Source organism: Thermincola sp. GK-1 (assembly GCF_059412445.1).
The window spans coordinates 214,825-240,098 of record NZ_JBSQAT010000004.1; the positions used below are offsets into that span (position 1 = coordinate 214,825).

Annotated in this window: 27 protein-coding genes; all 27 read left to right on the top strand. The window is 48.5% G+C overall.

Translation table 11 applies throughout. The features are described 5' to 3' along the window. Positions 1-2: 2 nt before the first annotated feature. Positions 3-1,895 (top strand): aldehyde ferredoxin oxidoreductase family protein, encoded by a 1,893-nt coding sequence (locus ACSNJE_RS05845; RefSeq protein WP_495252195.1) that lies wholly within the window; start codon positions 3-5, stop codon positions 1,893-1,895. Positions 1,896-1,926: 31 nt separating this feature from the next. Continuing rightward, a complete protein-coding gene (locus tag ACSNJE_RS05850) occupies positions 1,927-2,109 on the top strand; it encodes an aspartyl-phosphate phosphatase Spo0E family protein (RefSeq protein WP_041587791.1) in 183 nt (60 codons plus the stop codon). Positions 2,110-2,261: 152 nt separating this feature from the next. Then, positions 2,262-3,593, top strand: coding sequence for an ABC transporter substrate-binding protein (locus ACSNJE_RS05855; RefSeq protein ID WP_013121106.1), 1,332 nt, complete (start codon positions 2,262-2,264; stop codon positions 3,591-3,593). A 93-nt stretch (positions 3,594-3,686) separates the two neighbouring features. Then, positions 3,687-4,568 (top strand): carbohydrate ABC transporter permease, encoded by an 882-nt coding sequence (locus ACSNJE_RS05860; RefSeq protein ID WP_013121105.1) that lies wholly within the window; start codon positions 3,687-3,689, stop codon positions 4,566-4,568. Continuing rightward, positions 4,565-5,389: a carbohydrate ABC transporter permease gene (locus ACSNJE_RS05865; RefSeq protein ID WP_052216947.1), complete on the top strand. Its 825-nt coding sequence runs from the start codon at positions 4,565-4,567 to the stop codon at positions 5,387-5,389. Before ACSNJE_RS05860 ends, ACSNJE_RS05865 begins: the two co-directional genes overlap by 4 nt. A gap of 37 nt (positions 5,390-5,426) precedes the next feature. After that, positions 5,427-5,885 carry a RidA family protein gene (locus tag ACSNJE_RS05870; RefSeq protein WP_013121103.1) on the top strand — a complete coding sequence of 153 codons (459 nt, stop codon included), beginning with the start codon at positions 5,427-5,429 and terminating at the stop codon, positions 5,883-5,885. Positions 5,886-5,920: 35 nt separating this feature from the next. Beyond that, complete coding sequence (locus tag ACSNJE_RS05875; RefSeq protein WP_495252196.1) at positions 5,921-6,715, top strand: creatininase family protein; 795 nt, start codon at positions 5,921-5,923, stop codon at positions 6,713-6,715. Continuing rightward, positions 6,702-7,802: a mandelate racemase/muconate lactonizing enzyme family protein gene (locus ACSNJE_RS05880; RefSeq protein WP_052216945.1), complete on the top strand. Its 1,101-nt coding sequence runs from the start codon at positions 6,702-6,704 to the stop codon at positions 7,800-7,802. The genes ACSNJE_RS05875 and ACSNJE_RS05880 overlap by 14 nt, the downstream gene beginning before the upstream one ends. A 31-nt stretch (positions 7,803-7,833) precedes the next feature. Next, on the top strand, positions 7,834-8,934 hold the full coding sequence (locus ACSNJE_RS05885; protein ID WP_052216944.1) for an ABC transporter ATP-binding protein: 1,101 nt from the start codon (positions 7,834-7,836) through the stop codon (positions 8,932-8,934). Positions 8,935-9,019: 85 nt separating this feature from the next. Continuing rightward, positions 9,020-9,799: an HpcH/HpaI aldolase family protein gene (locus tag ACSNJE_RS05890; RefSeq protein ID WP_461569024.1), complete on the top strand. Its 780-nt coding sequence runs from the start codon at positions 9,020-9,022 to the stop codon at positions 9,797-9,799. Further along, positions 9,792-10,439 carry a bifunctional 4-hydroxy-2-oxoglutarate aldolase/2-dehydro-3-deoxy-phosphogluconate aldolase gene (locus ACSNJE_RS05895; protein WP_013121098.1) on the top strand — a complete coding sequence of 216 codons (648 nt, stop codon included), beginning with the start codon at positions 9,792-9,794 and terminating at the stop codon, positions 10,437-10,439. Before ACSNJE_RS05890 ends, ACSNJE_RS05895 begins: the two co-directional genes overlap by 8 nt. A gap of 63 nt (positions 10,440-10,502) precedes the next feature. Further along, the gene (locus tag ACSNJE_RS05900) at positions 10,503-11,528 is read left to right on the top strand and encodes a sugar kinase (RefSeq protein WP_013121097.1); all 1,026 of its coding nucleotides are present in this window, start codon (positions 10,503-10,505) and stop codon (positions 11,526-11,528) included. A gap of 435 nt (positions 11,529-11,963) precedes the next feature. After that, on the top strand, positions 11,964-13,013 hold the full coding sequence (locus ACSNJE_RS05905) for an aliphatic sulfonate ABC transporter substrate-binding protein (RefSeq protein ID WP_495252197.1): 1,050 nt from the start codon (positions 11,964-11,966) through the stop codon (positions 13,011-13,013). A 33-nt stretch (positions 13,014-13,046) separates the two neighbouring features. Next, positions 13,047-13,883, top strand: coding sequence for an ABC transporter ATP-binding protein (locus ACSNJE_RS05910; protein ID WP_052216941.1), 837 nt, complete (start codon positions 13,047-13,049; stop codon positions 13,881-13,883). Continuing rightward, entirely contained in the window at positions 13,873-14,574 is a 702-nt protein-coding gene (locus ACSNJE_RS05915) for an ABC transporter permease (protein WP_013121094.1), read from the top strand. Before ACSNJE_RS05910 ends, ACSNJE_RS05915 begins: the two co-directional genes overlap by 11 nt. A 103-nt stretch (positions 14,575-14,677) precedes the next feature. Then, the gene (gene cysC, locus ACSNJE_RS05920; protein ID WP_052216940.1) at positions 14,678-15,304 is read left to right on the top strand and encodes an adenylyl-sulfate kinase; all 627 of its coding nucleotides are present in this window, start codon (positions 14,678-14,680) and stop codon (positions 15,302-15,304) included. After that, complete coding sequence (locus ACSNJE_RS05925; protein ID WP_474773691.1) at positions 15,301-17,019, top strand: adenylyl-sulfate reductase subunit alpha; 1,719 nt, start codon at positions 15,301-15,303, stop codon at positions 17,017-17,019. The genes cysC and ACSNJE_RS05925 overlap by 4 nt, the downstream gene beginning before the upstream one ends. Continuing rightward, the gene (locus ACSNJE_RS05930) at positions 17,009-17,341 is read left to right on the top strand and encodes a 4Fe-4S dicluster domain-containing protein (protein ID WP_013121091.1); all 333 of its coding nucleotides are present in this window, start codon (positions 17,009-17,011) and stop codon (positions 17,339-17,341) included. Before ACSNJE_RS05925 ends, ACSNJE_RS05930 begins: the two co-directional genes overlap by 11 nt. A 46-nt stretch (positions 17,342-17,387) precedes the next feature. Further along, complete coding sequence (sat, locus tag ACSNJE_RS05935; protein WP_495252198.1) at positions 17,388-18,542, top strand: sulfate adenylyltransferase; 1,155 nt, start codon at positions 17,388-17,390, stop codon at positions 18,540-18,542. 27 nt (positions 18,543-18,569) lie between these two features. Continuing rightward, positions 18,570-19,511 carry a ferredoxin-like domain-containing protein gene (locus ACSNJE_RS05940; protein ID WP_474773690.1) on the top strand — a complete coding sequence of 314 codons (942 nt, stop codon included), beginning with the start codon at positions 18,570-18,572 and terminating at the stop codon, positions 19,509-19,511. Positions 19,512-19,513: 2 nt separating this feature from the next. Next, positions 19,514-19,753 (top strand): sulfurtransferase TusA family protein, encoded by a 240-nt coding sequence (locus tag ACSNJE_RS05945; protein WP_013121088.1) that lies wholly within the window; start codon positions 19,514-19,516, stop codon positions 19,751-19,753. A 4-nt stretch (positions 19,754-19,757) separates the two neighbouring features. Beyond that, entirely contained in the window at positions 19,758-19,961 is a 204-nt protein-coding gene (gene thiS, locus ACSNJE_RS05950; RefSeq protein ID WP_052216936.1) for a sulfur carrier protein ThiS, read from the top strand. Position 19,962: 1 nt separating this feature from the next. Beyond that, positions 19,963-20,919, top strand: coding sequence for a cysteine synthase A (gene cysK / locus ACSNJE_RS05955; protein ID WP_013121086.1), 957 nt, complete (start codon positions 19,963-19,965; stop codon positions 20,917-20,919). A 20-nt stretch (positions 20,920-20,939) separates the two neighbouring features. Further along, the gene (locus tag ACSNJE_RS05960; protein WP_013121085.1) at positions 20,940-21,752 is read left to right on the top strand and encodes a HesA/MoeB/ThiF family protein; all 813 of its coding nucleotides are present in this window, start codon (positions 20,940-20,942) and stop codon (positions 21,750-21,752) included. 344 nt (positions 21,753-22,096) lie between these two features. Next, complete coding sequence (locus tag ACSNJE_RS05965) at positions 22,097-24,622, top strand: heavy metal translocating P-type ATPase (protein ID WP_495252199.1); 2,526 nt, start codon at positions 22,097-22,099, stop codon at positions 24,620-24,622. 12 nt (positions 24,623-24,634) lie between these two features. Next, positions 24,635-24,850, top strand: a complete 216-nt coding sequence (locus tag ACSNJE_RS05970) for a hypothetical protein (protein ID WP_013121083.1) — start codon at positions 24,635-24,637, stop codon at positions 24,848-24,850. A 23-nt stretch (positions 24,851-24,873) separates the two neighbouring features. Next, positions 24,874-25,242: a copper chaperone CopZ gene (gene copZ / locus ACSNJE_RS05975; RefSeq protein WP_495252200.1), complete on the top strand. Its 369-nt coding sequence runs from the start codon at positions 24,874-24,876 to the stop codon at positions 25,240-25,242. Positions 25,243-25,274: the final 32 nt, after the last annotated feature.

Genomic DNA, 25,274 nt, shown 5'->3' on the forward strand with positions numbered 1-25,274 from the left:
ATATGCCGTATGGATACAATGGTAAAATTCTTTGTGTAAACCTTACAGACGGTAGCACCAGAATGGAAGAAAAGCCGGAAAGCTGGTACCGCAAGTATTTAGGCGGTAGGGGCATTGGCGCTTATTACCTGCTTAAGGACCTGCCCGCCGGCACGGATGCCTTGGCGCCGGAAAATATCCTTGTTTTTGCGGTGAGTGTTGTTACTGGTGTTCCCTTTCCCGGTAATGCCCGCGCTTCAGTAGTAGCCAAGTCGCCGCTGACGGGCGGGTTTGGGGAAGCAGAGGCCGGCGGGAACTGGGGTCCTGAGCTGAAATTTGCCGGTTTCGATGCCGTAGTCATCACCGGGAAGTCTGAAAAGCCCGTTTACCTTTACCTGCGGGATGGACAAGTTGAAATAAGGGATGCCGGTAACCTGTGGGGATTGAATACCAGCGAGACTGAAAAGAGGATTTTTGATGACACCGGCGACCCCAGGGTGAAAGTTGCCTGCATCGGTCCTGGCGGTGAAAACCTGGTTCGTTATGCTTGTATTACTGCCGGACGCCATAACGTATTCGGACGTCTCGGCCTGGGTGCCGTTATGGGTTCGAAAAATTTAAAAGCCGTAGCCGTTAGCGGCGGTAAACGGCCGGAGACTAAAGAGCCAGAAAAGATTAAAGAGATTTCGCGTTGGGTAGCGCAAAACTTTAACAGACCTGATACATGCGGCCTTTTTTATGAATACGGCACATCGGGAGGGGTCGCCATGTACAATGCTATCGGGTCTTTGCCCTCCTACAATTTCCAGGGGGGCACCATTGAAGGAGCCGAGAAGCTTACAGGCGAGTACATGAAAGAACAGGGATTGATGATAGGAAAAACCCGTTGTTTTGCTTGCCCCATTGCCTGTCGAAAAATTGCCAGGGTGGAGAACTCCGGGGAGCTGGACACGAAGTCGGAAGTTCACAGTCCCGAGTATGAAACCATTGCGGCATTAGGCAGTAACTGCGGCATTACTGACCCGAAAGTAGTCATAAAAGCCGCGGAAATGTGTGACGAGTATGGCTTGGATACCATATCGACCGGAGTAACCATTTCCTTTGTCATGGAATGTGCACAAAAAGGAATATTACCGAAAGATTTGCAGGGGGACATGCCTGTAGAATTCGGTAGTGCCGAAACTATTTTAAGATGTATAGAAATGATTACCTACCGCCGGGGAATTGGCGATATAATGGCGGAAGGCACGAAAAGAATGGCTGCCAGAATCGGCAACGGCGCTGAAGCACTTGCTGTCCATGGTAAAGGCGAAGAGTTGGCTTTGCAGGACCCCAGGGGAGGCAAGGTCGGAGCCGCCATCGGTTATGCCGTAGCCCATAACGGAGGAGATCATATCCAGATGGAACACGATTTCCAATTTTCACAGAAGGGTCCTTTCCTGAAGTCCTTCGAACCTTTGGGCGTGATAGAACCTGTGCCCACCATGGACCTGGGTATTGACAAAGTAAGGTTATTTGTTCTGAATCAAATTGTCTGGGGACTGTATAACATGCTGGATATTTGTATTTTTGTTCCGGCGCCCGGACATGTCCTGCCGCTGACCGGTTTATGCGATTTAGTAAAGTGTGCCACCGGGTGGGATACCAGTTTGTATGAACTGATGAAAGCGGGAGAACGTGGAATCGTCATGACCCGGATTTTTAACCTCCGTGAGGGGTTTGGAGTACAGGACGATATTATCCCCCGCCGGTTAACCGAGCCTCTGACGACCGGAGAATCCAAAGGGTCCAGGGTTGAACCGGAGCAAATACAGCAGGCCGTAAAAAATTACTATGAAATAATGGGTTGGGACCATGAAACGGGCGCGCCTTCCCCAGGGAAGTTAAAAGAGCTCGGACTGGACTGGTTAATTTAGTAATACGGTTTAAAAAAAGCTGGTGAAAGTAATGAAAACAGCCGCTGAAGTCAATTTACAGAAAATTATGGATTTGCGTGAAAAACTTGAAGAGACCGTTGCACGTGCCGGTGCCTTGACAGACCCGGAAGTATTGTTTATCAGCTCCCTGTTGGATGCAGCGTTGAACGAATATTACCGGTCTGCAGGAGGAAATGCTTCGCGCAAGGGATGAGCATGGTTTCCGCTTAGTTTTTGTGGGCAGTCCAAACGGGTTTCTTGTCTATCTTTGATGATGAAGGAGGGTGGTGGGTCAGAAGTTACATAAGTGTTAAATCCTGCGTCAAAGTTTTGAGAGAGTAAGCCAGAAGTTAAAGGAGGATGTCAATGCGCAAGAAGAGTTTATTGTTAGTTATTATGTTGATTGGCGCTCTGCTGGTTGCAGGATGCGGTGGGACCGGCAAGACTTCCAGTCAGAGTTCAGACCCCCGCAAAGCCTATGAAGGCACGACTTTAAAAGTGTTATTAAAAACCGGTTACGAAACTGAAGCAATTAAACAGTTTGTAGGGGATTTTGAAAAAGCTACCGGTATCAAAGTTGAATATGAAATCTATGATGAACCGACAGTACGTAACAAATTAATCCTTGACGCTACCTCCAGAACCGGAGCTTACGACGTTGTGGCCACCCAGTTTTGGTACATGCCCGAGTACTTAAGGGCTCAAGCCCTGGAACCGCTGGATGATTACATCAAGAATAAAGCCGATAAGGAATGGAATTCCCTCGACTACATACCAAAAGGCCTGCTGAATACATACCGTGGGAGTGATAATAAACTCTATGCGGTACCCGTTTCTGCTTCCGGCGGTGTGCTGATATACAGAACTGATTTATTTAAGAAATACGGCCTGCAGGTGCCGAAAACTACTAAGGATGTTTTAGAGGCAGCCAAGGCGCTGGCTGGTAAAGAAAAAGATGTATATCCGTTCATTGGCCGCGGGGAGTCTTCACTGGCATCCTTCGGAACATCTGCCGGCTGGGCGTGGGCTTATGGCGCCCGGGTGCTGGATGAAAACGGCAAGGTGACTGTAAATACCCCGGAAATGAAACAAGCCATGACCGATTTTGTTGAACTGGCTCAAAAATACGGTCCTCCGGATCAGGCTGCGATAGGCTGGGACGTTATGTCTGAAATGTTCCGCCAGGGCAAGGCCGCCATGAACTTTGAAATGAGCGGTTTCCCCAGTGTATACGCCAATAAGGAAGTTTCCTCAGTAGCGGATAAAATTGGTGTCGCTTTAATAAAAGGACCTGCAGATAAGTATGCCCAGTGGATGTATGGCGAAGGCCTGGCTATCAGTAAGTATTCCAAGAACAAAGAAGCGGCATGGTTGTTCCTGCAATGGCGCGACAGTCTTGAGGTTTCCCTGAAAGAAGTAAACAAAGGCATCAGGTTTGATTTCCCTGATTCCAGGGTTTATGAAAGCAAAGAATACAAGGAAAAGGCCAAGGGTTTGGAATTCTTTACTTCCCAGATTGACGAGATCATCGGTTCAGTAGATACTTCTTACTGGCCGAATGTACCCGAGTTTGAGAAGATTGCCGAAGCCTTCCAAAAACAAATTTCCCTGGCCATTTCAGGCAAGCAGACTGTAGATAGCGCACTGACCAAAGCGCAACAGGACATTGACAAAATAATGGCTGGAGCTAAAAAGTAAGTTAAAAGTAAGTTATAAGAGGGAGGGGCGGGGCAAAAACCCGCCCCTGTCATAAACCAAGGGTTACTGGCTATAAAAGGAGTGAATAAAAACTTGGAAGACAGGCGTACCAAATGGATCATGCTATTGCCGGCCTTAATAGTGTTTGCAGCCTTGGGTGTTTACCCGACCATTGAGGCATTGTACACCAGCTTAACCCGTTATAACTTAACTGACCCAGCAGCAGGCAAAGTCTTTATAGGCTTAGGTAACTACTTGCATTTGGTTAAAGATGTTCGTTTCTGGATGGCTTTAGCCAGGGCTGTGGAATTTGTTGCTGTCAGTGTAAGTATTTCCTTTGTCCTGGGTTTGATGATAGCCTTGATCCTGCAAAAGACCAAATGGTTTCAGGGCTTTTTTCGGATAGTATTTCTGGTTCCCATGGTTATTGCCCCCACCATATCAACCTTAAATTTCAAATTTATGTATAACTATAACCTGGGTATCATTAACAAGCTCTTGCAAGCGATAGGTTTGGACAAGATCGACTTCCTGGGGAACCCGTCCCTGGCCTTATGGTCGGCAGTGGCCGTGGATGTATGGCAGTGGACGCCGTTGGTCATCCTGGTGTTGTTGTCGGGGTTGGAAGCCCTACCCAGGGAACCTTTTGAAGCCGCACTGATAGACGGGGCCAGCGGCTGGCAGGTGTTCCGTTATATGACTCTTCCTCTGCTTAACCGGTTCATTGTCGTAGTCTTAATTATCAGAGCCATGGATGCTTTGAAGGTTTATGAGACCATTCAACTGATGACCGCCGGGGGGCCCGGAAATGCTTCCGAAACGTTAAATACTTACCTGGCCACCGTTGGTTTCCAGTGGTTTGACATAGGCTATGCTTCGGCGTTGGGTATTTTTGCGCTGTACTTTACTACATTCTTGGCCATGATACTTGTGAAGTATACTGGCGCTTTTAAAAGTAAGCAGGTGAAAGCATGAAAAATAACAAGATAATAGCCAATATTGTCAAATATGCCGTATTATTGCTTTACACAGTAATCGCTCTGTTCCCGCTATACTGGCTGGTGACCACCTCCTTCAAACCGCCCTTGGAGGTTTTTTCCACCCAGCCATTGGGAACCTTTGTGCCAAGCTTAGAAAACTATAAAGTAGTTTTGTTTAACGATATGTTCCCCAAGTATCTTTGGAACAGCGTAATTATCAGTCTGATAACAGTACTTATAACGCTGCCTGTCGGCAGCCTGGCCGGTTACGCCTTTGCCAGGTTCAAGATCAAGAACAAAGACAACTGGTTTTTTATGGTCCTGACTACCAGGATGGCGCCGCCGGTGGCTTTTGCGGTACCTTTGTACCTCTTGATGGTGCGGTTTGGCCTTGTCGATACCTACGTTGGGTTAATAGCGATTTATATCTTCATGAATTTGGCTTTTTGTATCTGGCTGACCCGGGGCTTTTTTGAAGAAATACCCCCGGATGTGGAAGAAGCAGCCATGATAGACGGCTGTTCACGCCTTCAGGCCTTTTGGAAAGTTACAGTGCCTTTGACGGCAGGTGGTTTGATAGCCACAGGCGTATTGATGTTTATTTTTACCTGGAATGAATTTTTCTTTGCCTCCATACTTACGCAGAGTATAGCCAAGCCATTTACTGTACACTTAACTTCCTTCTTCGGGTCCAAACGGATCCTTTGGGGTGAATTGGCTGCCGCTTCCACTATAGGTAGTCTGATTCCCATTATCTTTGCTATAGTTATGCGCCGGTACCTGGTACGCGGGCTCACTATGGGGGCAGTTAAATAGATTTTATGCTTTATTTTGTTAAAAGGAGTTGAAGTCAATGAGTGCAGAACAGCGCTTGCAAGAACTGGGCATTGTTTTACCTGCGGCGCCGGTGCCGGTGGCTAATTACGTCCCGGCTGTAAGGACCGGAAACCTGTTGTATGTTTCCGGCCAGGCCTGTGTGGTGGACGGTGAAATGAAATATACAGGCAAGGTAGGCAAGGAACTGACCCTGGAGCAGGGTTACGAGGCAGCACGGATTGCGGCCATTAATACCCTGGCTATCGTCAAGCAGGAACTGGGCAGTTTGGACCGGGTTAAAAGGGTTGTCAAACTTTTGGGTTTTGTGGCCAGCGATCTGAACTTTTTCGAGCAACCCAAAGTGATCAACGGGGCTTCCGACTTTTTTGCCGAAATCTTTGGCGACAGCGGGCGGCATGCCCGTTCGGCTCTCGGTACTAATGTACTGCCCTTTAATACCCCGGTTGAAATTGAAGTCATTTTTGAGATCGAGTAATTGCAGAGAAATATTGGAATCGAGGCGAATGCGGTATGGAAAACAAAATATACTGGGGTTCTTATACAAGTAACGAACTGGCAAATTTGATCAAAGAGGATCCGGTGGTTGTCCTGCCCGTAGGGGCTTATGAACAGCACGGACCTCATTTGACGCTGAATACCGATACTGATATAGTCCTAGAGATTACCAAAGAAGCGGTGGGCAAGGCCTGTAGTACCGGGATTCCCTGCGCCCTGCTTCCTCCCCTCTGGCTTGGTATTTCCGAACACCATATGAGCTTTAGCGGCACTATTACCCTGAGGCAATCAACATTAACGGCCCTGGTGTTCGATATTCTTAAAAGCCTGGCCCGCCACGGAGTGAAGAAGTTTTTGGTCGTCAACGGCCATGGTGGCAACATGGCTGCTCTGCGCTATGCCATAGATGAAGTAGGCGCCCATTGCGAAGTGGAACCGGTGCTGGTCACCTATTGGCACCTGGTTGCGGACCTGGTGGCCAGGTTGCGAAAATCCGAATTTGGCGGCATCAGCCATGGGTGCGAACTGGAAACTTCTTTAAAGATGCACATAGCGCCGGAAGATGTGAGAAAGGACCTGCTACGGGCTAACGTGGTCAAGGGAAATGAATACTGGAGCCCGGAGATGTTCGCTTCTAACAGGGTGGCTATGTATAAGCCGTACAGACAATTGTCGGAGTACGGGCATGTGGGTGATCCGACCAAAGCCACGCCTGATTTCGGCGAAGCTGTTTTTAAGGCCGTTGTTGCGGAACTGGCCAGATTAATCACAATGATGCAAAAAGGAGACCTGGAAAATGAAAATTGTTGATGTTCGGGCTACTGCCGTAAGCGTACCGCTCCTACATGAATTTAAAGCGGCCTATGGCACAAGAAGCACTGCTGATTTTGTTATCATTGAAATTGAAGATGACCAGGGACGAATAGGGCTGGGGGAAGCATCCTGTATTCCGATTTATGATGAAGGCAGCCAGGCCGGAGTAGTCTTTGTAATCAACAAATACTTTAAACCGCTGCTTATAGGCCGGGACCCCCGGAATATTACCCAAATTATGGAAAACCTGGCCGCCGCGGTAAAGGGTGAAAGGTATGCCAAGTGCGCCGTGGATTTTGCCCTGCATGACCTGGTTGGTAAGATATACGATATGCCGGTATATGACCTGCTGGGGGGCAAAGCGAGAGAAGTGCAAGTTTGCTGGGTATTGAGCGCCAAGGACCCTGTGCAGGTGAACCGGGAGGCCAAGGAAAAACTGGCCGAAGGCTACCGTACCTTTAAACTTAAAGTTGGCACCGATGCCCGGAAAGACCTGGAAAATGTAGAAGCACTGCGTGATGCCATTGGCTATGATACCTCGTTAAGATTAGACGGCAACGAGGCCTGGGAACCAAAAGAAGCCCTGCGGCGCATTACAGAGTTTGCCAAATTCATACCTAACCATGTGGAACAGCCTGTGCCGGCCTGGAATATTAACGGTCTCAGGTTTGTCCGGGAGCACAGCCCCATACCTGTTGTTGCCGATGAGTGTATTTTAACACCTTATGATACTATGGAAATCGCCAGGGCTGATGCGGCAGACATGGTTAACATAAAGGTTTCCAGAGTCGGGGGAATTGTTGCAGCCAGGAAGATTGCAGCCATTGCCGAGGCCGCAGGGCAGTTTCCGTTCGCCGGCAGTATGCTGGAACTTGGCCCGGGAACCGTCGCCAGCGCTCACTTTGTTGCTGCCAATGCAGCTTTGTCGTTGACTTCTGAATTGGTAGGGCCGCTTCTGCTGAAGCGGGATATTCTTAAAAAACCTTTGGAATATAAAAGTGGTTGCCTGATCTTGCCGGAAGGCGCCGGGTTCGGAATTGAACTGGATCAAGACGCTGTCGCAGAATTCACAGTCAAGGTCTAGGTAAAACGAATGGAGGGGAGATGAAAAACTAATGGCTTCAGTTACTTTAGAGAACGTAGTCAAACAGTACGGCGATGTTGTTGCGGTCAACAATGTCAACTTACATTTCGCGGACCAGGAATTTGTTGCTCTTGTCGGTCCGTCCGGTTGCGGAAAGACCACGCTTTTAAGGATGATTGCGGGGCTGGAGGAAATCACCTCGGGGACCATTAAAATCGGGGACAGAATTGTTAACGATTTGCCGCCCAAAGACCGGGATATAGCCATGGTGTTTCAGAATTACGCCCTTTATCCCCATATGACCATTGAAGACAACATGACCTTTTCACTGCGGATTAAAGGCAAGAAGAAAAGTGAAATTGCCGGTAAGGTACTGCAGGTTGCTCAGATTTTAGGCATCGAACACCTGCTTAAACGTAAACCGGGTGAATTGTCCGGGGGTCAGCGGCAAAGGGTTGCCCTGGGACGGGCCATCATGCGTGAACCCCAGGTTTTCCTTATGGATGAACCCCTGAGTAACCTGGACGCAAAACTGCGTGTGCAAATGAGGGTTGAAATTACCCGCCTGCACCAGCGGTTGAAGAGAACCATTATCTATGTTACTCATGACCAGATTGAAGCAATGACCATGGCAGACCGGATTGTGGTCATGAAAGACGGGGTTATCCAGCAGGCAGATACACCGTTGAACATTTATAAGAATCCGGCTAATAAGTTTGTCGCCGGCTTTATAGGCTCTCCTCCGATGAACTTTTTGGACGGCACCCTTTCTGAAGAAAACGGGCAACTTTGGTTTGTAGGCGCCGGTTTTAGGTTGCCCGTTTCGGGCGCCCACCGGAATGCCCTGGTTTCAGCCGGTGAAAAATCTGTAACCTTAGGAATCCGGCCCGATGCGGTACTCGTAGGTGGGGAAGCTTTTGGTGCCGATAACGGTCGGCTGGATGCCGGGGTAGATATTGTGGAACTTCATGGTTCCGACCAACTGGCTTATCTGGAGATCGCTGATGGAATCCAGATAACGGCTAAACTCCTACCGACGGTGCAAATCAAACACGGAGATAAGGTGACTGTAAATATGGATATGTTAAAAGCCTATTATTTTTCAAACTCCACTGAAAAAGCTCTTGTCTAGTTTTGGGGAAAAGATTATTAATTGGGGACGGAACTAAAGGACAATCCAGTTGGACTCACTAAAAACTTAGCGGAGATGTATGCCTATGACGCTGAACAGGATGTTTGAAAAAAAACAGGTCGCTTTCGGTCCCTTCTTAAAATTACCGAACCCTGCCCTTGTAGAGATTATTGGCATCGCAGGTTTTGATTTTGTAATCATTGATTGTGAGCACGGACCGTTAGATATGCTGGTGGCTGAAGAGATGGTCAGGGCGGCCAAATTATCGGGTCTCTCGGCTGTTATTAGGGTTTCAGAAAACAACCCTGCGTTGATATCCAGGGCACTGGATATCGGGGCAGATGCGGTACAGGTACCCCAGGTAAGTACCCGAACCGATGCCGAGAAGGTTGTGCAGGCCGCCAAGTTTGCTCCCCTGGGTGAACGGGGCGTTTGCAGGTATGTACGCGCTGCAGGCTATTCTTCGGTGGACCGGCAGGCCTATTTTACTCTGGCCAACCAAAACACCCGGACCATTATTCACATCGAAGGGGAAGAAGGGATGGAAAACATCCAGGATATTCTCCAGGTTGAGGGCATTGATGTCATATTTATCGGCCCCTACGACTTATCCCAGTCCCTGGGTTTGCCCGGTCAGGTTGACCACCCCCTGGTGGTTGCCAGGATGCGGGAAATTATTGACCGGGCCCGGGAAGCGGGTAAAATCGTAGGTACCTTTGTGGATGATGTTGACGCGGCCAGGAAATGGCTGGCCTTAGGGGTTCAGTACATTGCTTATTCCGTTGATACGGGAATCATATACCAATCTTTTAAAGAAATTGCAGACAGCTTATACCAGGGAGTAGGAGATGAAGGTAATGCGTAAGATGGAAATTTTACAGAGAATAATTGATACCGGAATTGTAGCAGTTGTGCGAGCGGACAGCCCCGAAAAGGCGGAGTTGATTTCCGATGCCTGTATCAGGGGGGGCGTTAATGCGATAGAAATAACCTTTACGGTGCCAGGCGCCGACGAAGTGATCAGGATTCTCCGGAAGAAATTTTCCAGGGAAGAATTGCTGGTGGGAGCGGGAACGGTTTTGGATGCTGAGACTGCCCGGATTGCCATACTGGCGGGCGCTGAGTTTGTTGTCAGTCCGTCTTTTAATCTGGAAACAGCCAAATTATGCAACCGTTACCAGGTACCTTACATGCCTGGCTGCATGACTGTAACCGAAACCATTACCGCTATGGAGGCCGGAGCCGATATAATCAAGGTTTTTCCCGGTGACGTATATGGACCCCGGATAATTAAAGATATCAAAGGCCCGCTGCCCCAGGCCTCGCTAATGCCTACGGGTGGGGTGAGCCTGCAGAATGTGGGTGAATGGATTAAGGCTGGCGCCATTGCTGTCGGTGTGGGATCGGACCTAACGGCAGGAGCCAGGCGGGGAGATTACGATGAAGTGACCAGGACCGCCAGTCTCTTTGTGGAAGCGGTTAAAGCGGCGAGGAAGGCCGGTTAACAACTGCCGCTTGTAAAAACTTTATACTGAAAGTTACACTCTAAGCAGGCAGGGGGAATGACGATGAGTAAGAAGGTAGTAACATTCGGGGAAATCATGTTGCGGTTGTCCACACCCGGATATCAGAGATTTGTACAGGCGGAGAGCTTTGATGTTACATACGGAGGCGGGGAGTCCAATGTGGCGGTATCCCTGGCCAACTTTGGCGAAGATGCTTACTTTGTGACCAAGGTACCTGATAATCCAATAGGCCAGAGCGCTATTAACCACCTCCGGAGGTTTGGGGTTAAAACGGACTATATTGCCAGGGGCGGCGAAAGGTTGGGTATCTACTTCCTTGAGACCGGCGCTTCCCAGCGTCCCTCCAAAGTAGTTTACGACCGGGCCAATTCAGCTATTGCTACGGCTGTAGAAGGAGACTTTGACTGGCAACAGATTTTTTCCGGTGCTGCATGGTTCCACTTTACCGGGATAACGCCTGCCCTGAGTGATTCTGCTGCCAGACTTACCCTGGCAGCAGCCAGAGTTGCCAAGGAAATGGGCCTGACTGTAAGCTGTGACCTGAATTATAGGAAAAAACTATGGTCAACGGAAAAAGCCCGCCAGGTGATGACCGAATTGATGCAGTACGTCGACGTGGCAATAGGTAACGAAGAGGATGCGGAAAAAGTTTTTGGCATCAAAGCGGACAATACTGATATTACTTCCGGTGAATTGAGCAGGGAAGGATATAAAGATGTAGCGCGGAAACTGGCGGAGAAGTTCGGTTTTAAATATGTGGCTATCACCCTGCGGGAAAGCTACTCTGCTTCTGATAACGGCTGGTCTGGTATGCTCTATGACGGAAAAGACTATTATTTCTCCAGGAAATACAACATCAGAATTGTGGACCGAGTTGGCGGTGGCGATTCTTTTGTGGGCGGACTGCTCTACGCGTTGCTAAACGACTATACACCAGAAGATGCCGTTAATTTTGCTGCTGCTGCTTCATGTCTGAAGCACACGATTTTGGGCGATTTTAATCACGTTACTGTTGAAGAAGTAAAAAACCTCATGTCCGGCGATGGTTCAGGCAGGGTTCAGAGGTAAACAACTGTGGCTTGAGGGCTGCCGTTATGGGCAGCCCTCAGGCTGTTGACAAGGTTATTCTGAAAAATTCGGGGAGGTTAAATGTTTTCCGGAGCGGGGCTAAAATCGTCCTATTGTTCTTCTGGTGTCAGGGGGGCATATTATTCGGAGCGGGGACTTAAATCGTCCTCCGGCCCGCGACCCACGCAGTGGGAGCGGCTGCCGGAGGAGATTTCGTCCGTGAGCGGAAGAATAATATGCCCTCCATTTTTTGATTTCGCCCGTGGCGGAGGAATCATTTAACCTCCCCTTAATTCTGTAATGCGGCTTTGTCATCTACATTGTAATGAATTTGTAATTGACAATACCCATAAATATTGTTAATATTAAAAACAACTAAAAACATTAATTCCGATAGGAGAACTAGGAGTTAAAATAAAGGGGGATCTTATAAAAATGTTAAATAGAAGGAAATTAAAGCAGGGTGTACTAATTTTAAGTGTTTTGGCTATAGTGGCGCTTGCCGGCTGTAGCGGTGATAAAACCGAGAAGAGCCAGGATGGGAAACAGGTGATCAGAGTAGGTTATTTTCCTAATCTGACCCATGCGCAGGCCCTGGCAGGATTTGGGGACGGGACTTTCCAAAAAGCGATGGGTTCTGAAGTTACGATCCAGGAACATATCTTTAATGCCGGGCCCACTGAAATCGAGGCCCTCCTGGCAGGTGAGATTGACCTGGGTTACATAGGACCGGTTCCAGCCATTAATGGTTTTGTTAAATCTAAGGGAGGACTCAGAATTATTTCCGGGGCTGCTGATGCAGGTGCCGTTCTTATTGCCAGAAAAGGAGCGGATATAGAGAAAGTGAAGGATCTGGATGGTAAGCGGGTGGCAGTTCCCCAACTGGGCAATACCCAGGACATTTCTTTACGTAACCTTCTCAGCCAGGCAAATTTAAAAGATGCCTCCAAAGGCGGCACGGTTACGGTAATTCCGGCCGAAAACCCCGATATATTGACTTTGATCAGTAAAGGGGAAGTGGATGCAGCTTTGGTTCCGGAACCCTGGGGTTCCAGGATAGTCAAAGAAACAGGCGCCCGGGTAGTGCTGGATGCCAAAGAAGTATGGCGGAATGGCAAATACTCTACGGCAGTGGTAATTGCTAGCAGTAAGTTTTTAAAGGAACACCCTGATTTAGTTGAAAAGTGGCTGAAAGCCCATGTGGAAATCACTGAACGGATAGGCAAAGACCCTAAGGCCAGCCAGGTAGTGATTAACAGCCAAATTAAAAAACTGACCGGAAAAAGTTTGCCGCCGGATGTTTTAAATAACGCCTTTAGACGGATTACCGTTACATATAATCCGGAGATAGAATCTGTAAACGAGTTTGTCAGAATTTCCGTAGAAAACAAATACCTTAAAGAAACCCCCGATATTTCCAACCTTTTTGATTTGAGCTTAATCAACAAGATATTAGCGGAAAAGAAACTGACGGAATTGCGGTGATAAAAACGGGGAAACGGATAAGGATGTGTTAATATGCTGCGAGTTGAAGGTGTAAGTAAAAGCTTTGCTACTAAAAATGGTCATACCCATACGTTGCAGGATATAAACATAGAAATAGCTGACGGGGAGTTTATTTCCCTGGTTGGGCCGTCAGGCTGCGGTAAGTCGACCCTTTTGAACATCATTGCCGGACTGGAGGAACCCACAAGCGGTCAGATAACCAAAAACGGCAAAAAAGTCACGGAAGCCGGTCCGGACCGGGTAGTAATGTTTCAGGAAGCAGCTTTGTTTCCGTGGTTAAAGGTTATTGAAAATGTTGAATACGGCATGAAAATAGCCGGTTTATCAAAGGAACGGCGCCGTGAGAAAGCCTTGCATTTTTTAAAGATGGTACACCTAACCCGTTTTATCAATTGTTACCCTCATGAATTGTCCGGTGGCATGCGGCAGAGAGTGGCGCTGGCCAGGGCCCTGGCGATGGATTCCGATGTCCTGCTGATGGATGAACCTTTTGCCGCTTTAGACAGCCAAACGCGCAATATACTGCACCGGGAACTGCAGCAGATATGGTGGCAAACCCGGAAGACCATACTTTTTGTTACCCATAACGTTGAGGAAGCAGTATTGTTGGCCGACAGGGTTATTGTGATGGCAGCGAACCCGGGGCGAATTAAAAGGGTATTTAACGTTCGATTGGCCCGCCCCAGAGATATCGACAATGTTGACGTCGCCTTTGTCGTCAGTGAAATAATGGCCGACCTCAAGGAGGAGGTGGAAAAGGTTGCCAAAGCAGAATTTGACAGTGATTGGTCTCTTGAAAAAAATTCTTTTCTACCTAATCCTTATAGTGATTTGGGAAATGGTATTTAGAAGCGGGTTATGGCCGGAATTTTCGTTTCCTTCCCCTGTCGGGGTGATGAGTAACCTCTGGGCGGGTTTTCGTGATACCAGTTTTCTAATTGCCATAGCAGTCAGTTTAAAAAGGGTGATTACCGGTTACTTCATATCACTGGTTATTGGTCTTACTCTAGGGCTCACTGTGGTAAGGGTTCGGTACCTGGATGAAAACTTAAGTCCCCTGCTCTTGGGTTTGCAGACACTGCCCAGTATTTGTTGGCTCCCCTTGGCTATATTATGGTTCGGTATAGGTGAGGATTCCATTATTTTTGTGATTGCCATTGGTTCAATTTTTTCTATCAGTATGGCTGCAGTATCGGGGATTAAGAATGTTCCACCGCTTTATATGAGAGTGGCCAAAACCATGGGGGCAAAGGGATTAAAGGCTTATACAACCGTAGTTATTCCGGCGGCGTTACCCAGTATTATATCAGGAATGAAGCAAGGCTGGTCCTTTGCCTGGCGGGCCCTAATGGCCGGAGAAATGCTGTCGCCAAAAGACGGCCTGGGTTACGCCTTGACTGTGGGCCGTGATTTGGCTGACATGAACCAGGTTGTCAGTGTTATGATTATCATCATAGTTTTGGGTCTGGTTATAGATAAATTGATTTTTGGCCGTTTGGAGTCGTCTATCCGGTACCGCTGGGGTCTGGACCGGGCTTAACACAGCATAAAATAGTTAAAAAGCCGGCGTACTCATTTGAACCGGTCATCGGCCGCCTACCACCGGTTAATGACCTCTGGCCACTATCAAAGGAGGAATGGAAATGACTGTTCAGAAAGCGACCAACATTGTTTGGCACGGCGGAAACGTCACCAAAAACGACCGCGAAAAACTGTTAAACCAGAAAGGGGTTGTCCTTTGGTTTACAGGTCTTTCAGGTTCCGGGAAATCGACGGTAGCCAGAGAAGTTGAAAGAAGGCTTTATGAAGCAGGACACCTGGCTTATGTTCTGGACGGAGATAACATACGGTTTGGCTTAAACAAGAACTTGGGTTTCTCACCCGAAGACAGGAAAGAGAATATTCGCCGCATCGGTGAAGTGGCCAAACTTTTTGCCGATGCGGGGGTAATAACCATCACCGCGTTCATTTCTCCTTACCGGGCCGATCGGGACAATGCCAGGGCCTTGTTGCCGAAGGGAGAATTTTTTGAAATATACGTCAAGTGTTCTGTTGAGGAATGCGAAAAAAGGGATGTCAAAGGGCTGTATAAAAAAGCCAGGGCCGGTGAAATACAGGAGTTTACCGGTATTTCCGCTCCCTACGAGGAACCGTTGACGCCGGAACTGGTTCTGGAAACTGCTACAGAAACCCTGGAAGAATCGACGAATAAGGTTATAAACTTCCTGGTTGCGCAGGGGGTTATCAAACAGAAGGGTGATATAGAATGAATGAAGACTATTTGGCAACAGGGGATAACGGCGTGGAGGTCGTCAGACTGACCACCGATGTAGCCATTGTCGGCGGCGGGACGGCCGGCTGTTTTGCGGCTGTTACCATTAAAGAGAACAGCCCCCAAACCGAGGTGCTGATCATCGAAAAGGCCCATATAAAAAGAAGCGGTTGCCTGGCCGCCGGAGTAAATGCCATTAACGCTTATCTGAACCCCGGTCAGTCACCTGAAAGTTATCTTGAGTACGTGAAGAAAGAATCGGCCGGATTAGTGCGGGATGACCTGGTACTTTCCATCGGTCAACGGTTGAATAAGGTGACAGAAAAACTGGAATCCTGGGGACTTCCCTTTAAGAAGAACGAAGACGGTTCATATCTTGAGCGGGGTAAGCGAAGTGTCGAAATAATCGGTGAAAGTATTAAACCGGTAATTGCTGATGCCGTCAAAAAGTCGGGGGCGCGGGTACTGAACCGCACCGTGGCCACCAACTACATAATGAGTGAGGGCCGCATTGTTGGAGTTTACGCCTTTTCCGCACGGGAGAAAAAGTTTTATGTTATTTCTGCCAAAGCAGTGATCTGTGCTACCGGAGGGGCCGCAGGCATATATAAACCTAATAATGAGGGCGCCGCCAGGCATAAAATGTGGTACTGCCCTTTTAATGTGGGGACCGGGTTTGCGATGGGGCTCCGGGCGGGGGCGGAAATGACCACATTTGAAATGAGATTTATCGCCCTGAGAGTAAAAGACGTCATGTCCCCTACGGGTACAGTAGCTCAGGGGGTCAGAGCCCGACAGGTCAACGCTCTGGGGGAGGAATACCTGGACCGGTATGAAAACCGCTCCACCCCCATGCGCCTGTACGCCACCGTGGCAGAGAACAAGGCAGGGCGCGGTCCCTGTTACCTGGATTTTACCCATTTATCTGACCAGGTTAACATTCGCCTGAAAGAAGCTTACCTGAATATGTCGCCCGGCATACTCCTTAAATGGGCTGATGAGGGTGTGGAGCCGAATCACCGGCCGCTGGAGATTTGTGGTTCGGAGCCCTATATTGTAGGTGGGCATGGGCAGGCAGGCTACTGGGTGGACATCTTCAGGCGTTCTACCGTGACGGGCCTGTTTGCGGCCGGCGATGTGGTAGGGGGCGCGCCCAAAAAGTATGTCACCGGGTGTTTTGCCGAAGGGGAAATAGCCGGTTTGGCAGCTTTGCAATACATAAAGGATAAACATACAGCCGAAATCAGTCCGGAAGAAACGGAGGCTGAGCTGACCCGGGTTTTCACACCGCTGTTCAGGGACAGGGGACCGGCTCCCGACGAATACGAGGAACGGCTGCAGAAAATTATGGATGATTATGCCGGTGGAATTTCGGCTAATTACGAACTCTGTGAAGCAAAGCTGTTAAAGGCCCGGGAGCTGCTGCTTGTACTGCAGGAGGAAGTAAACAACAAAATTAAAGCCCGTAATATGTTTGAACTGGTAAAAGCCCACGAGGTAACGGACCGGGTATTGGTGGCCCGGGTTTTGGTGGAACACCTGTTATACAGAAAAGAGACCAGATGGCCTTCCTATCAGGAAAGGGTCGATTATCCGCGGCGAAATGATGAACGTTGGTTTATCTTTGTAAATTCCCGGTTTAATCATGAAAACAACAGTATTACAATTATCGAACGCCCTGCGGAAGGGGTGGTGACAGAACATGCCCGTTAAAGTTGATAAAAATCTTTGCAATGGCTGCGGTAACGCAACTGAACCCAGGTGTGTAAGGGTTTGTCCGGGTGACCTGCTTTTTAAGGACAGTGCCAACAGGTGTGCTGTCCGGGACCCCCGCGATTGCTGGGATTGTGCCGCCTGCATCAAGGAATGTCCCAGACAGGCGCTGGAAATGTACCTGCCAGTGCAGATAGGAGGCCGGGGGGCAACTTTAAAAGCAAAATCCGAACAAGGAGTTCTTAGTTGGTTTCTGACCAAACCGGACGGCACTACAGAAACCTTCATTATCAAAACAAGAACGGAAAAGTCGCAGAGTTAATCTGCCGCTTCGAACAAAACTAATGCTATAAAGGAGAGATGCAAATATGACGATAAAACCTCACGGAGGTGTTTTGATAAACAGGATTTTGACCGGTACAGAAAAAGAAAAGGTCATCGCCAGGGCAGATAGCTTACCCAGGCTGGTGCTGGATAACTGGGAAGTATCAGATCTGGAGCTTATTGCCAACGGAGCCTACAGCCCCCTGACCGGGTTTATGAAAAAAGACGATTATGAGCATGTGGTTAATCATATGCGGCTGGCTGACGGGACCGTATGGAGCCTCCCCATTGTCCTGGGGGTTACCCCTGAGGAGGCCGAAGATTTGAAGGTCGCCGGTGAAGCGGCCCTGTACTCAGAAGATGGCTTATTGTTAGGCATTATTAAAGTTGAAGAGATATTCGGTTATAATAAAGACTTGGAAGCGGAAAAAGTATTTTTGACCAAGGACGAGGCTCATCCCGGCGTGAAGCGCCTTTATCAGAGAGACCCTCTTCTTGTTGGGGGCCAGATCAGCCTGGTCAACAGGGTTAAACCCAAATTGTTTCCCGAAATGTACCTGGACCCGGCAGAAACCCGCCGGATTTTTACCGAAAAAGGCTGGCGGCGGGTTGTGGCTTTTCAGACGCGCAACCCCATTCACCGGGCTCATGAGTACCTGCAAAAGTGTGCCCTGGAGATCTGTGACGGTCTCTTCCTCAACCCCCTGGTCGGTGAGACGAAAGAGGATGATATTCCCGCGGCAGTACGGGTGGAGTGCTACAATGTTCTCCTGGACAAATATTATCCTGCCGAGCGGACCTTTATGTCGGCCTTCCCGGCAGCCATGAGATATGCTGGCCCCCGGGAAGCTGTTTTCCACGCCATTGTGCGGAAAAATTACGGCGCCACTCATTTTATAGTCGGGCGGGACCATGCCGGGGTAGGAAACTATTATGGAACTTATGATGCCCAACTGATTTTTGACAACTTCACACCGGCAGAATTGGGCATAACCCCGCTTTTCTTTGAACATACCTTCTACTGCAAAGTCTGTGGCGGTATGGGCAGCAGTAAAACCTGTCCGCACGATAAAGAGCATCATGTTTTCCTGAGCGGGACCAAGGTGAGGGAGATGTTGGCGGCAGGGCAAACGCCGCCGGAAGAGTTTACGAGGAAAGAAGTTGCCGAAGTGCTTATCCGGTACTATCAGGGGAGCTGAAAAAACAAATTAACGGAGGTCTGAAAAATGTCAGTTGATTACAATGAGTTGAAAAAAGGCGGTTTCCTCAAGCAAAGGCAGAAAGACCTTTTCATTGTCCGTTTCCGCAGCCTGGCCGGGAATTTGACAAGTGAGCAACTGCGCCACCTGGCCGACCTGGCCGATAGGTACGGCCAAGGGTACGTTCATGTCACCACCCGCCAGGGGGCTGAAATTCCCTGGGTAAACATTAATGATTATAATGAAATGAAAAAAGAGATTATGGAACGCGGTTTAAATACCGGTACCTGCGGTCCCAGGATCAGGACTGTGGTAGCCTGTCCCGGTATGGAAGTTTGCCAGTTTGGCCTGATGAATTGTAGAGAAACGGCCATCAAGCTGGATAGAGCATTTTTTTGCCGGGAGGTTCCCATCAAGACAAAGATCGGCGTATCAGGCTGTCCCAATTCCTGTGCCAAACCCCAGGAAAATGATATCGGTTTCGTAGGGGCCATTGAACCCGAATTGGACGAAAATAAATGCATTTCATGCGGGCTCTGTGAGAGAGTTTGTCCGAACAGGGCTATTCAAATGGCCGAAGGGAAACCTGTCATAGATAAATCCAGGTGTCTTCTGGAAGGAAACTGCATTTTTTCCTGTCCGTCTGATGCCTGGCAGGAGAAGAGAAGGGGTTATCTCCTTTATGCGGGCGGAAAAATAGGCCGCAAACCCCGCTTGGGCCAGGTCATAGATAAATTTATAAAAGAAGAGGAAGTTGAAGTGGCCGTAGAAAGGGTTCTCCGGGCTTTTACAACCCTTCGCCGGGACAGAGAACGGATAGGCGATACCGTAACAAGGGTTGGTATAGCAGCTTTCAAGGCCGAGTATGAAAGGGTAAAGGCTGATGAAAAAGAGCTTAAGCCGGAGGATGCAGGTGATAGCTTAAAGCGCCGTACACATGACGGAGGATCGGAAAAGGAGGCTGTTTAGAAATGGCTGATGTAAAAGTTGATGCGACGCTGGATATTACTTCTGATGTCTGTCCTATTACTTTCGTGAAAACAAAACTCAAACTGGAGCAGATGAAAAAAGGAGAAATACTGGAAGTAATCCTCAACGATGGGGAACCTATCCAAAACGTTCCCAGGAGTGTCAAGGACGAAGGGCACAAAATTATTACTGTGGAGAAGGTTTCGGATAAATTCAGGTTATTAATTGAGAAAGGGGAGTAGTAGCATGGAAATAGTGTTAAACGGCGAAAAGGAAGTCCTGGATAAAGAGTATACCGTAGCTGAACTACTGGAGAAATATGAATTTAACCCGGATATAGTAACTGTGGCAGTTAACGGAGATATCCTGGCCAGGGATACGTTGGGGAATAAGTTTATTAAAGATGGTGACACAGTAGATATCCTGCTGTTCATGGGTGGAGGTAATTAAAATGGCTTCAGGCGCAGCCGGGGATGCGATCAGTCTCATAGGAAATACCCCCATGGTCAAGCTTTCTTCCATTGTACCTGCCGGGGCTGCCGATGTTTATGCCAAGCTGGAGATGTTTAACCCAGGTGGTAGTGTAAAAGACCGTATAGCCATGCATATGGTTGAAAAGGCCGAAGAAGAGGGACTTCTAAAACCGGGCGGCGTGATAGTGGAGGCTACCAGCGGTAATACGGGGATTGGCCTGGCCATGGTAGCGGCAGCAAAAGGGTACCGCCTCATTCTGGTTATGCCCGAAACCATGAGCAGGGAAAGGCAGGAAATCCTTACCGCTTATGGCGCTGAGCTTGTTCTCACACCGGGACAGGATGGCATGAAGGGGTCAGTGGATAAAGCGGAAGAAATCCTGGCCCAAAATCCTGGCTATTACATGCCGAGGCAGTTTGAAAATCCGGCTAACCCGGAAATTCACCGCCTGACTACGGCCAGAGAAATTCTCGAACAAATAGGCGGTAAAGTAGATGCCTTTGTTGCCGGCATAGGTACAGGAGGAACTATAACGGGGGTGGGCCAGGTCCTGAAAAAAGAAATACCCGGGGTGCAAATTATTGGTGTTGAACCCGCCGAATCCCCAGTCCTGTCGGGAGGACAAGCCGGACCCCACAGGATTCAAGGTATTGGCGCCGGGTTCGTTCCTAAGACCCTTGATGTTAATGTGTTGGACCGGGTAATAACCATTAAGGACGTTGATGCCTATTTAACTTCGGTTACCCTGGCGAGAGAAGAAGGGCTGCTGGTGGGTTATTCTTCCGGAGCGGCTGCTGCCGCTGCCATACAAGTTGCCCGTGAGCTGGGGCCGGGGAAAAAGGTAGTGACTATTTTCCCCGATACGGGGGAACGTTACCTGAGCATGGCATCTTACTTCCGAATGGATCTGCAGAGACGGGGGATTGAACTTTAATAAATTAAGAGGTGATTTAGTTGAACTTTTCAGAAGAGTGGGTGCATAGGTACAGCAGACATATAATCCTCCCCGAAGTGGGCGGGGAAGGCCAGATGAAGATAAATAATGCTAAAGTGCTGGTTATCGGAACAGGGGGGCTGGGGTCGCCGGTCGCCTTTTACCTGGCGGCGGCCGGGGTGGGCAACCTGGGTATCATTGATGACGACGTGGTAGATTTGAGCAACTTGCAACGGCAGATTTTACACAGTACTAAAGATATTGGACGGCCAAAGGTGGATTCAGCCAGGGAAAAACTGGTGGCCCTCAATCCTGATTGCAATGTGGTCACCTATCATGAAAGGTTGATGGCCCATAACATTATGGACATAATCAGGGATTATGACATAATAGTTGACGGAACCGACAATTTTGCCACTCGCTTTGTTACCAATGACGCCTGTGTTATGGCGGGAAAGCCTTTCGTCCACGGCGGAATTCTCAGGTTTGCCGGCCAGGCCCTGACCGTTGTTCCGGGTGCAGGTCCGTGTTTCAGGTGCATTTTTCGTGAACCACCTCCGCCGGGCTCTGTACCCACATGTTCAGAAGCAGGTGTCTTAGGGGTGCTTGCCGGTACTATAGGGTTAATACAGGCAACGGAAGTACTCAAATACATCCTGGGTATAGGTGAACTGCTGATCGGCAGGCTGCTGACCTATGATGCGCTGGAAATGTCCTTCAGGGAAGTGCAGGTAAAGAAAAATCCCGCGTGTCCGGTTTGCGGCGAAAATCCGACTATCAAGGAACTTATAGACTATGAACTGCCGGGATGCGCAATTCCGACAGATAAATAATGGATGTCGTTCCAACATTTATTAACTAAGTTTAAAAGTATTTTTGCGATGCAGTTTAGGGGGCTTGGGTTTGGGGCCTCTTTTACTTTTATGAAATATTTTTCTATATCTCTTGACAAAATAACAATAAGCAGATATTATTTAATTAAACTACCCCCCCTGGGGGGAGGGGTCCTATGATCGCGAAGGTTGGAAGCTTTTAAATATCTAGGGAATTTTGCTTTGAGGTAAAATTGTTGCTAACCTCAAAGCATGATTTCCGGATAGCAACAAAAGTTTCCTTGAGGTTTCGATAGAAACCATTGTTCAAATTTTAAAATTTGTCATTTTGAGGAGGGGTAAAAATGACTCATAAGGATCAGGTTGTTCTTCCGGTTAGAGGTATGACCTGTGCATCGTGTGTGGCCCATGTGGAGAAGGCTTTAAAAGGCCTGGCAGGGGTAGAGGAAGCCAAGGTCAACCTGATGACAGGCAAAGCAACTGTTGACTATGACTCCGATAAAGTTGGGGTTAGCGACATGGTTAAAGCTATCAGGGATATAGGTTATGAAGTGGATACGGAGGAACTAACTTTAAAGGTTACCGGAATGTCCTGTGCCGCCTGTGTAAATAAAGTGGAAAAAGCAATTAAGGCTCTTCCCGGTGTTACCGGCGTTGTGGTAAACCTTGCTAATGAAACAGCTAAAGTCAGTTTTTACCCGGGGACTATTGATAAGGCCCAAATCCGACAAGTTATTGAAAGCCTTGGTTATGGGGTTGAGGAGAGGGCAGACGCTCAGTCTGAGTTGGACCGGGAGCGGCGGGCCAGGGAGGAGGAAATTCGCAGACAGCGCCGTAATATGTGGCTCACCTGGCCTTTGGGCCTCATTGCCATGCTTGGCACTATGAGGGAGATGGTGGGGCCTTTGGGGCGGTTCATCCCCGAATGGATGGCCCATAATTATTTTCTCTGGGCCATAACTACCCCCGTTGTGGTCTTTGGTGGTTGGCAGTTTTTTGTCAAGAGCTGGCAGGGGCTGAAGAGAGGCGTTACTGACATGAACCTGTTGTATGCCACAGGTATCGGCGCTTCTTACCTGATTGCAGTCATAAATACAGTTTGGCCCAATGCCGGGTTCGGCGGCCCCAAGGCAACCTTTTATGAGTCCGCAGCATTGTTGACAGCCTTTATCGTTCTTGGGCGTTATCTCGAAGCATTAACGAAGGGACGTACTTCAGAGGCTATCCGTAAACTGATGAGCCTTCAGGCCAGGACGGCAAGAGTTATCAGGAACGGTAAGGAAATAGAAATCCCGGTTGAACAGGTGGAGATAGGTGACATTATTTCAGTAAGGCCCGGCGAGAGCATCCCTGTTGACGGTAATGTTATTGAAGGCTACTCGGCCGTAGATGAATCCATGATTACCGGCGAAAGTATTCCCGTGGAGAAAAAAGAGGGAGACGAAGTTATCGGCGGAACTATCAACAAAACCGGTACTTTTAAATTTAAAGCAACTAAGGTAGGCAAAGATACGGCGCTGTCCCAGATAATAAAACTGGTGGAGGATGCTCAGGGTTCCAAGGCGCCTATTCAAAAAATCGCCGACGTGGTGGCGGGGCACTTTATCCTGGGTGTACACTTGTTGGCGTTAATCGTGTTCGGATTCTGGTTCTTTATAGGATATAACCAGTGGTTTACTCCCGACAGTGTTTTCCTTCTGTCCACAACTAAACTTGGCAGTATAGGCGTATTCGGATTTTCTATGCTCCTGAGCTTAACAGTTCTTGTTATTTCGTGCCCATGTGCTGTCGGCCTGGCCACCCCGAGCGCTATTATGGCCGGTTCCGGTAAGGGAGCTGAAAACGGTATTCTTTTTAAAGGTGCAGAGGCGATTGAAACTACCGCCAGGCTGAATGCTGTTGTGTTTGATAAGACAGGGACCCTGACAAAGGGGGAACCTTCAGTGACAGATGTAATTGCTCTGGGAGGTTTTTCACAGGATGATATCCTGAAGTTTGCCGCTTCCGCTGAAAAGAACTCAGAGCATCCGCTGGGTGAAGCGATTGTAAGAGGTGCCGAAGAAAAAAGCTTGGGAATTCAGGAAGCCAAGTCCTTTAACGCTATTCCGGGCCATGGCATTGAAGCCGATATTGCCGGAAAACTTGTACTGTTGGGCAACAGGAGGTTGATGCAGCAGCGCAATATTGATATTTCCAGTTACACAGGCCAAGTAGAAAAACTGGAAAGGGAAGGTAAGACTGTAATGTTCATGGGGATTAACGGACAACCGGCCGGGTTAATTGCCGTTGCTGACACACTGAAAGAGAGTTCTGTAGAAGCTGTGCGGCGGCTTAAAGAAATGGGTATAAAGGTTGGCATGATCACCGGTGATAACAGGCGGACCGCGGAAGCTATTGCTAAACAGGCAGGCATAGACTATGTTCTGGCTGAAGTTCTGCCTGAAGATAAGGCTAATGAGGTAATAAAACTACAAAAGCAAAATAATAAAGTAGCCATGGTGGGTGACGGAATAAATGATGCTCCGGCGCTGGCCCAGGCTGATGTTGGCATAGCTATTGGCAGCGGTACTGATGTGGCCAAGGAAACAGGTGATATCATCCTCATTAAAGGTGACCTGCGGGACGTAGTTGCTGCCATTGAGATCGGCAGGGCTACCATGCGTAAAGTAAGGCAGAACCTGTTCTGGGCTTTCGGATATAACTCTCTTGGTATTCCCATTGCGGCAGGCCTGATTTATCCATTGACGGGATGGATTGTCAGCCCGCAGTTGGCTGCCTTATTCATGGCGTTAAGTTCATTCTCCGTTACCATGAATACCTTGATGCTGAAAGGTTTTGTGCCATCCATTAAAAAGCCCCGGATGGCTTAAGGAGGGAAGACTATGGGGAACACTAACGAGAAAAAGATTGCTACCATAAGCGCTGTCTGGTATACAGGAATTTCCCTGGGCCTGGCCCTGGCCTTTTATCTGGCCACGGGGGGAGGAAAATATGACGCTGTAGCCCGATACGGCGGGGCTGTATGGGTATTTATCCTGTCCATGATTATCTTGATGCCTGCAATTATTCCATGGATTAAGAAAAAGTACAATAAGTAGAGAAAGTATGGGGGAGACGGAACATGAACGAATTTTTCAGTAACTACGGGCCTTGGCTGTTATTCATAGCGGTTATGTTTTTTATGATGCGGCGCGGTGGATGCTGCGGCGGCCACGGTCATGGTCACAGCGGGCATAAAGGGAGAGGAGGTGATAACATGTCCCATTGTTGCGGAGGCGAAAATGTAAAAACTGTAACCCTTAATGTAGAAGGAATGACTTGCGGTCACTGCAAGGCATCAGTTGAAAAAGCTCTTTCGGCCATAGAAGGAGTTAACAGCGTAGATGTTGACCTGAATGGAAAAAAAGTTACTGTTTCTTTCCAAGCAGACAAGGTTAACGAGGCAGATCTGAAGAAAGCCATTACGGATCAGGGCTACCAGGTACTGTAAAGATAACAAAAGGCCATGGACGCCAGGTATTC

What these genes read in the sequence shown, in the direction of transcription:
- ACSNJE_RS05915 (WP_013121094.1), top strand. Translation starts at nt 13,873, where the DNA reads ATGGTATTTAGAAGCGGGTTATGGCCGGAATTTTCGTTTCCTTCCCCT.
- ACSNJE_RS05905 (WP_495252197.1), top strand. Translation starts at nt 11,964, where the DNA reads ATGTTAAATAGAAGGAAATTAAAGCAGGGTGTACTAATTTTAAGTGTT.
- thiS (WP_052216936.1), top strand. Translation starts at nt 19,758, where the DNA reads ATGGAAATAGTGTTAAACGGCGAAAAGGAAGTCCTGGATAAAGAGTAT.
- ACSNJE_RS05850 (WP_041587791.1), top strand. Translation starts at nt 1,927, where the DNA reads ATGAAAACAGCCGCTGAAGTCAATTTACAGAAAATTATGGATTTGCGT.
- sat (WP_495252198.1), top strand. Translation starts at nt 17,388, where the DNA reads ATGACGATAAAACCTCACGGAGGTGTTTTGATAAACAGGATTTTGACC.
- ACSNJE_RS05930 (WP_013121091.1), top strand. Translation starts at nt 17,009, where the DNA reads ATGCCCGTTAAAGTTGATAAAAATCTTTGCAATGGCTGCGGTAACGCA.
- ACSNJE_RS05880 (WP_052216945.1), top strand. Translation starts at nt 6,702, where the DNA reads ATGAAAATTGTTGATGTTCGGGCTACTGCCGTAAGCGTACCGCTCCTA.
- cysC (WP_052216940.1), top strand. Translation starts at nt 14,678, where the DNA reads ATGACTGTTCAGAAAGCGACCAACATTGTTTGGCACGGCGGAAACGTC.
- ACSNJE_RS05885 (WP_052216944.1), top strand. Translation starts at nt 7,834, where the DNA reads ATGGCTTCAGTTACTTTAGAGAACGTAGTCAAACAGTACGGCGATGTT.
- ACSNJE_RS05890 (WP_461569024.1), top strand. Translation starts at nt 9,020, where the DNA reads ATGACGCTGAACAGGATGTTTGAAAAAAAACAGGTCGCTTTCGGTCCC.
- ACSNJE_RS05845 (WP_495252195.1), top strand. Translation starts at nt 3, where the DNA reads ATGCCGTATGGATACAATGGTAAAATTCTTTGTGTAAACCTTACAGAC.
- ACSNJE_RS05945 (WP_013121088.1), top strand. Translation starts at nt 19,514, where the DNA reads ATGGCTGATGTAAAAGTTGATGCGACGCTGGATATTACTTCTGATGTC.
- ACSNJE_RS05940 (WP_474773690.1), top strand. Translation starts at nt 18,570, where the DNA reads ATGTCAGTTGATTACAATGAGTTGAAAAAAGGCGGTTTCCTCAAGCAA.
- copZ (WP_495252200.1), top strand. Translation starts at nt 24,874, where the DNA reads ATGAACGAATTTTTCAGTAACTACGGGCCTTGGCTGTTATTCATAGCG.
- ACSNJE_RS05925 (WP_474773691.1), top strand. Translation starts at nt 15,301, where the DNA reads ATGAATGAAGACTATTTGGCAACAGGGGATAACGGCGTGGAGGTCGTC.
- ACSNJE_RS05875 (WP_495252196.1), top strand. Translation starts at nt 5,921, where the DNA reads ATGGAAAACAAAATATACTGGGGTTCTTATACAAGTAACGAACTGGCA.
- ACSNJE_RS05865 (WP_052216947.1), top strand. Translation starts at nt 4,565, where the DNA reads ATGAAAAATAACAAGATAATAGCCAATATTGTCAAATATGCCGTATTA.
- ACSNJE_RS05895 (WP_013121098.1), top strand. Translation starts at nt 9,792, where the DNA reads ATGCGTAAGATGGAAATTTTACAGAGAATAATTGATACCGGAATTGTA.
- ACSNJE_RS05870 (WP_013121103.1), top strand. Translation starts at nt 5,427, where the DNA reads ATGAGTGCAGAACAGCGCTTGCAAGAACTGGGCATTGTTTTACCTGCG.
- ACSNJE_RS05970 (WP_013121083.1), top strand. Translation starts at nt 24,635, where the DNA reads ATGGGGAACACTAACGAGAAAAAGATTGCTACCATAAGCGCTGTCTGG.
- cysK (WP_013121086.1), top strand. Translation starts at nt 19,963, where the DNA reads ATGGCTTCAGGCGCAGCCGGGGATGCGATCAGTCTCATAGGAAATACC.
- ACSNJE_RS05965 (WP_495252199.1), top strand. Translation starts at nt 22,097, where the DNA reads ATGACTCATAAGGATCAGGTTGTTCTTCCGGTTAGAGGTATGACCTGT.
- ACSNJE_RS05900 (WP_013121097.1), top strand. Translation starts at nt 10,503, where the DNA reads ATGAGTAAGAAGGTAGTAACATTCGGGGAAATCATGTTGCGGTTGTCC.
- ACSNJE_RS05855 (WP_013121106.1), top strand. Translation starts at nt 2,262, where the DNA reads ATGCGCAAGAAGAGTTTATTGTTAGTTATTATGTTGATTGGCGCTCTG.
- ACSNJE_RS05910 (WP_052216941.1), top strand. Translation starts at nt 13,047, where the DNA reads ATGCTGCGAGTTGAAGGTGTAAGTAAAAGCTTTGCTACTAAAAATGGT.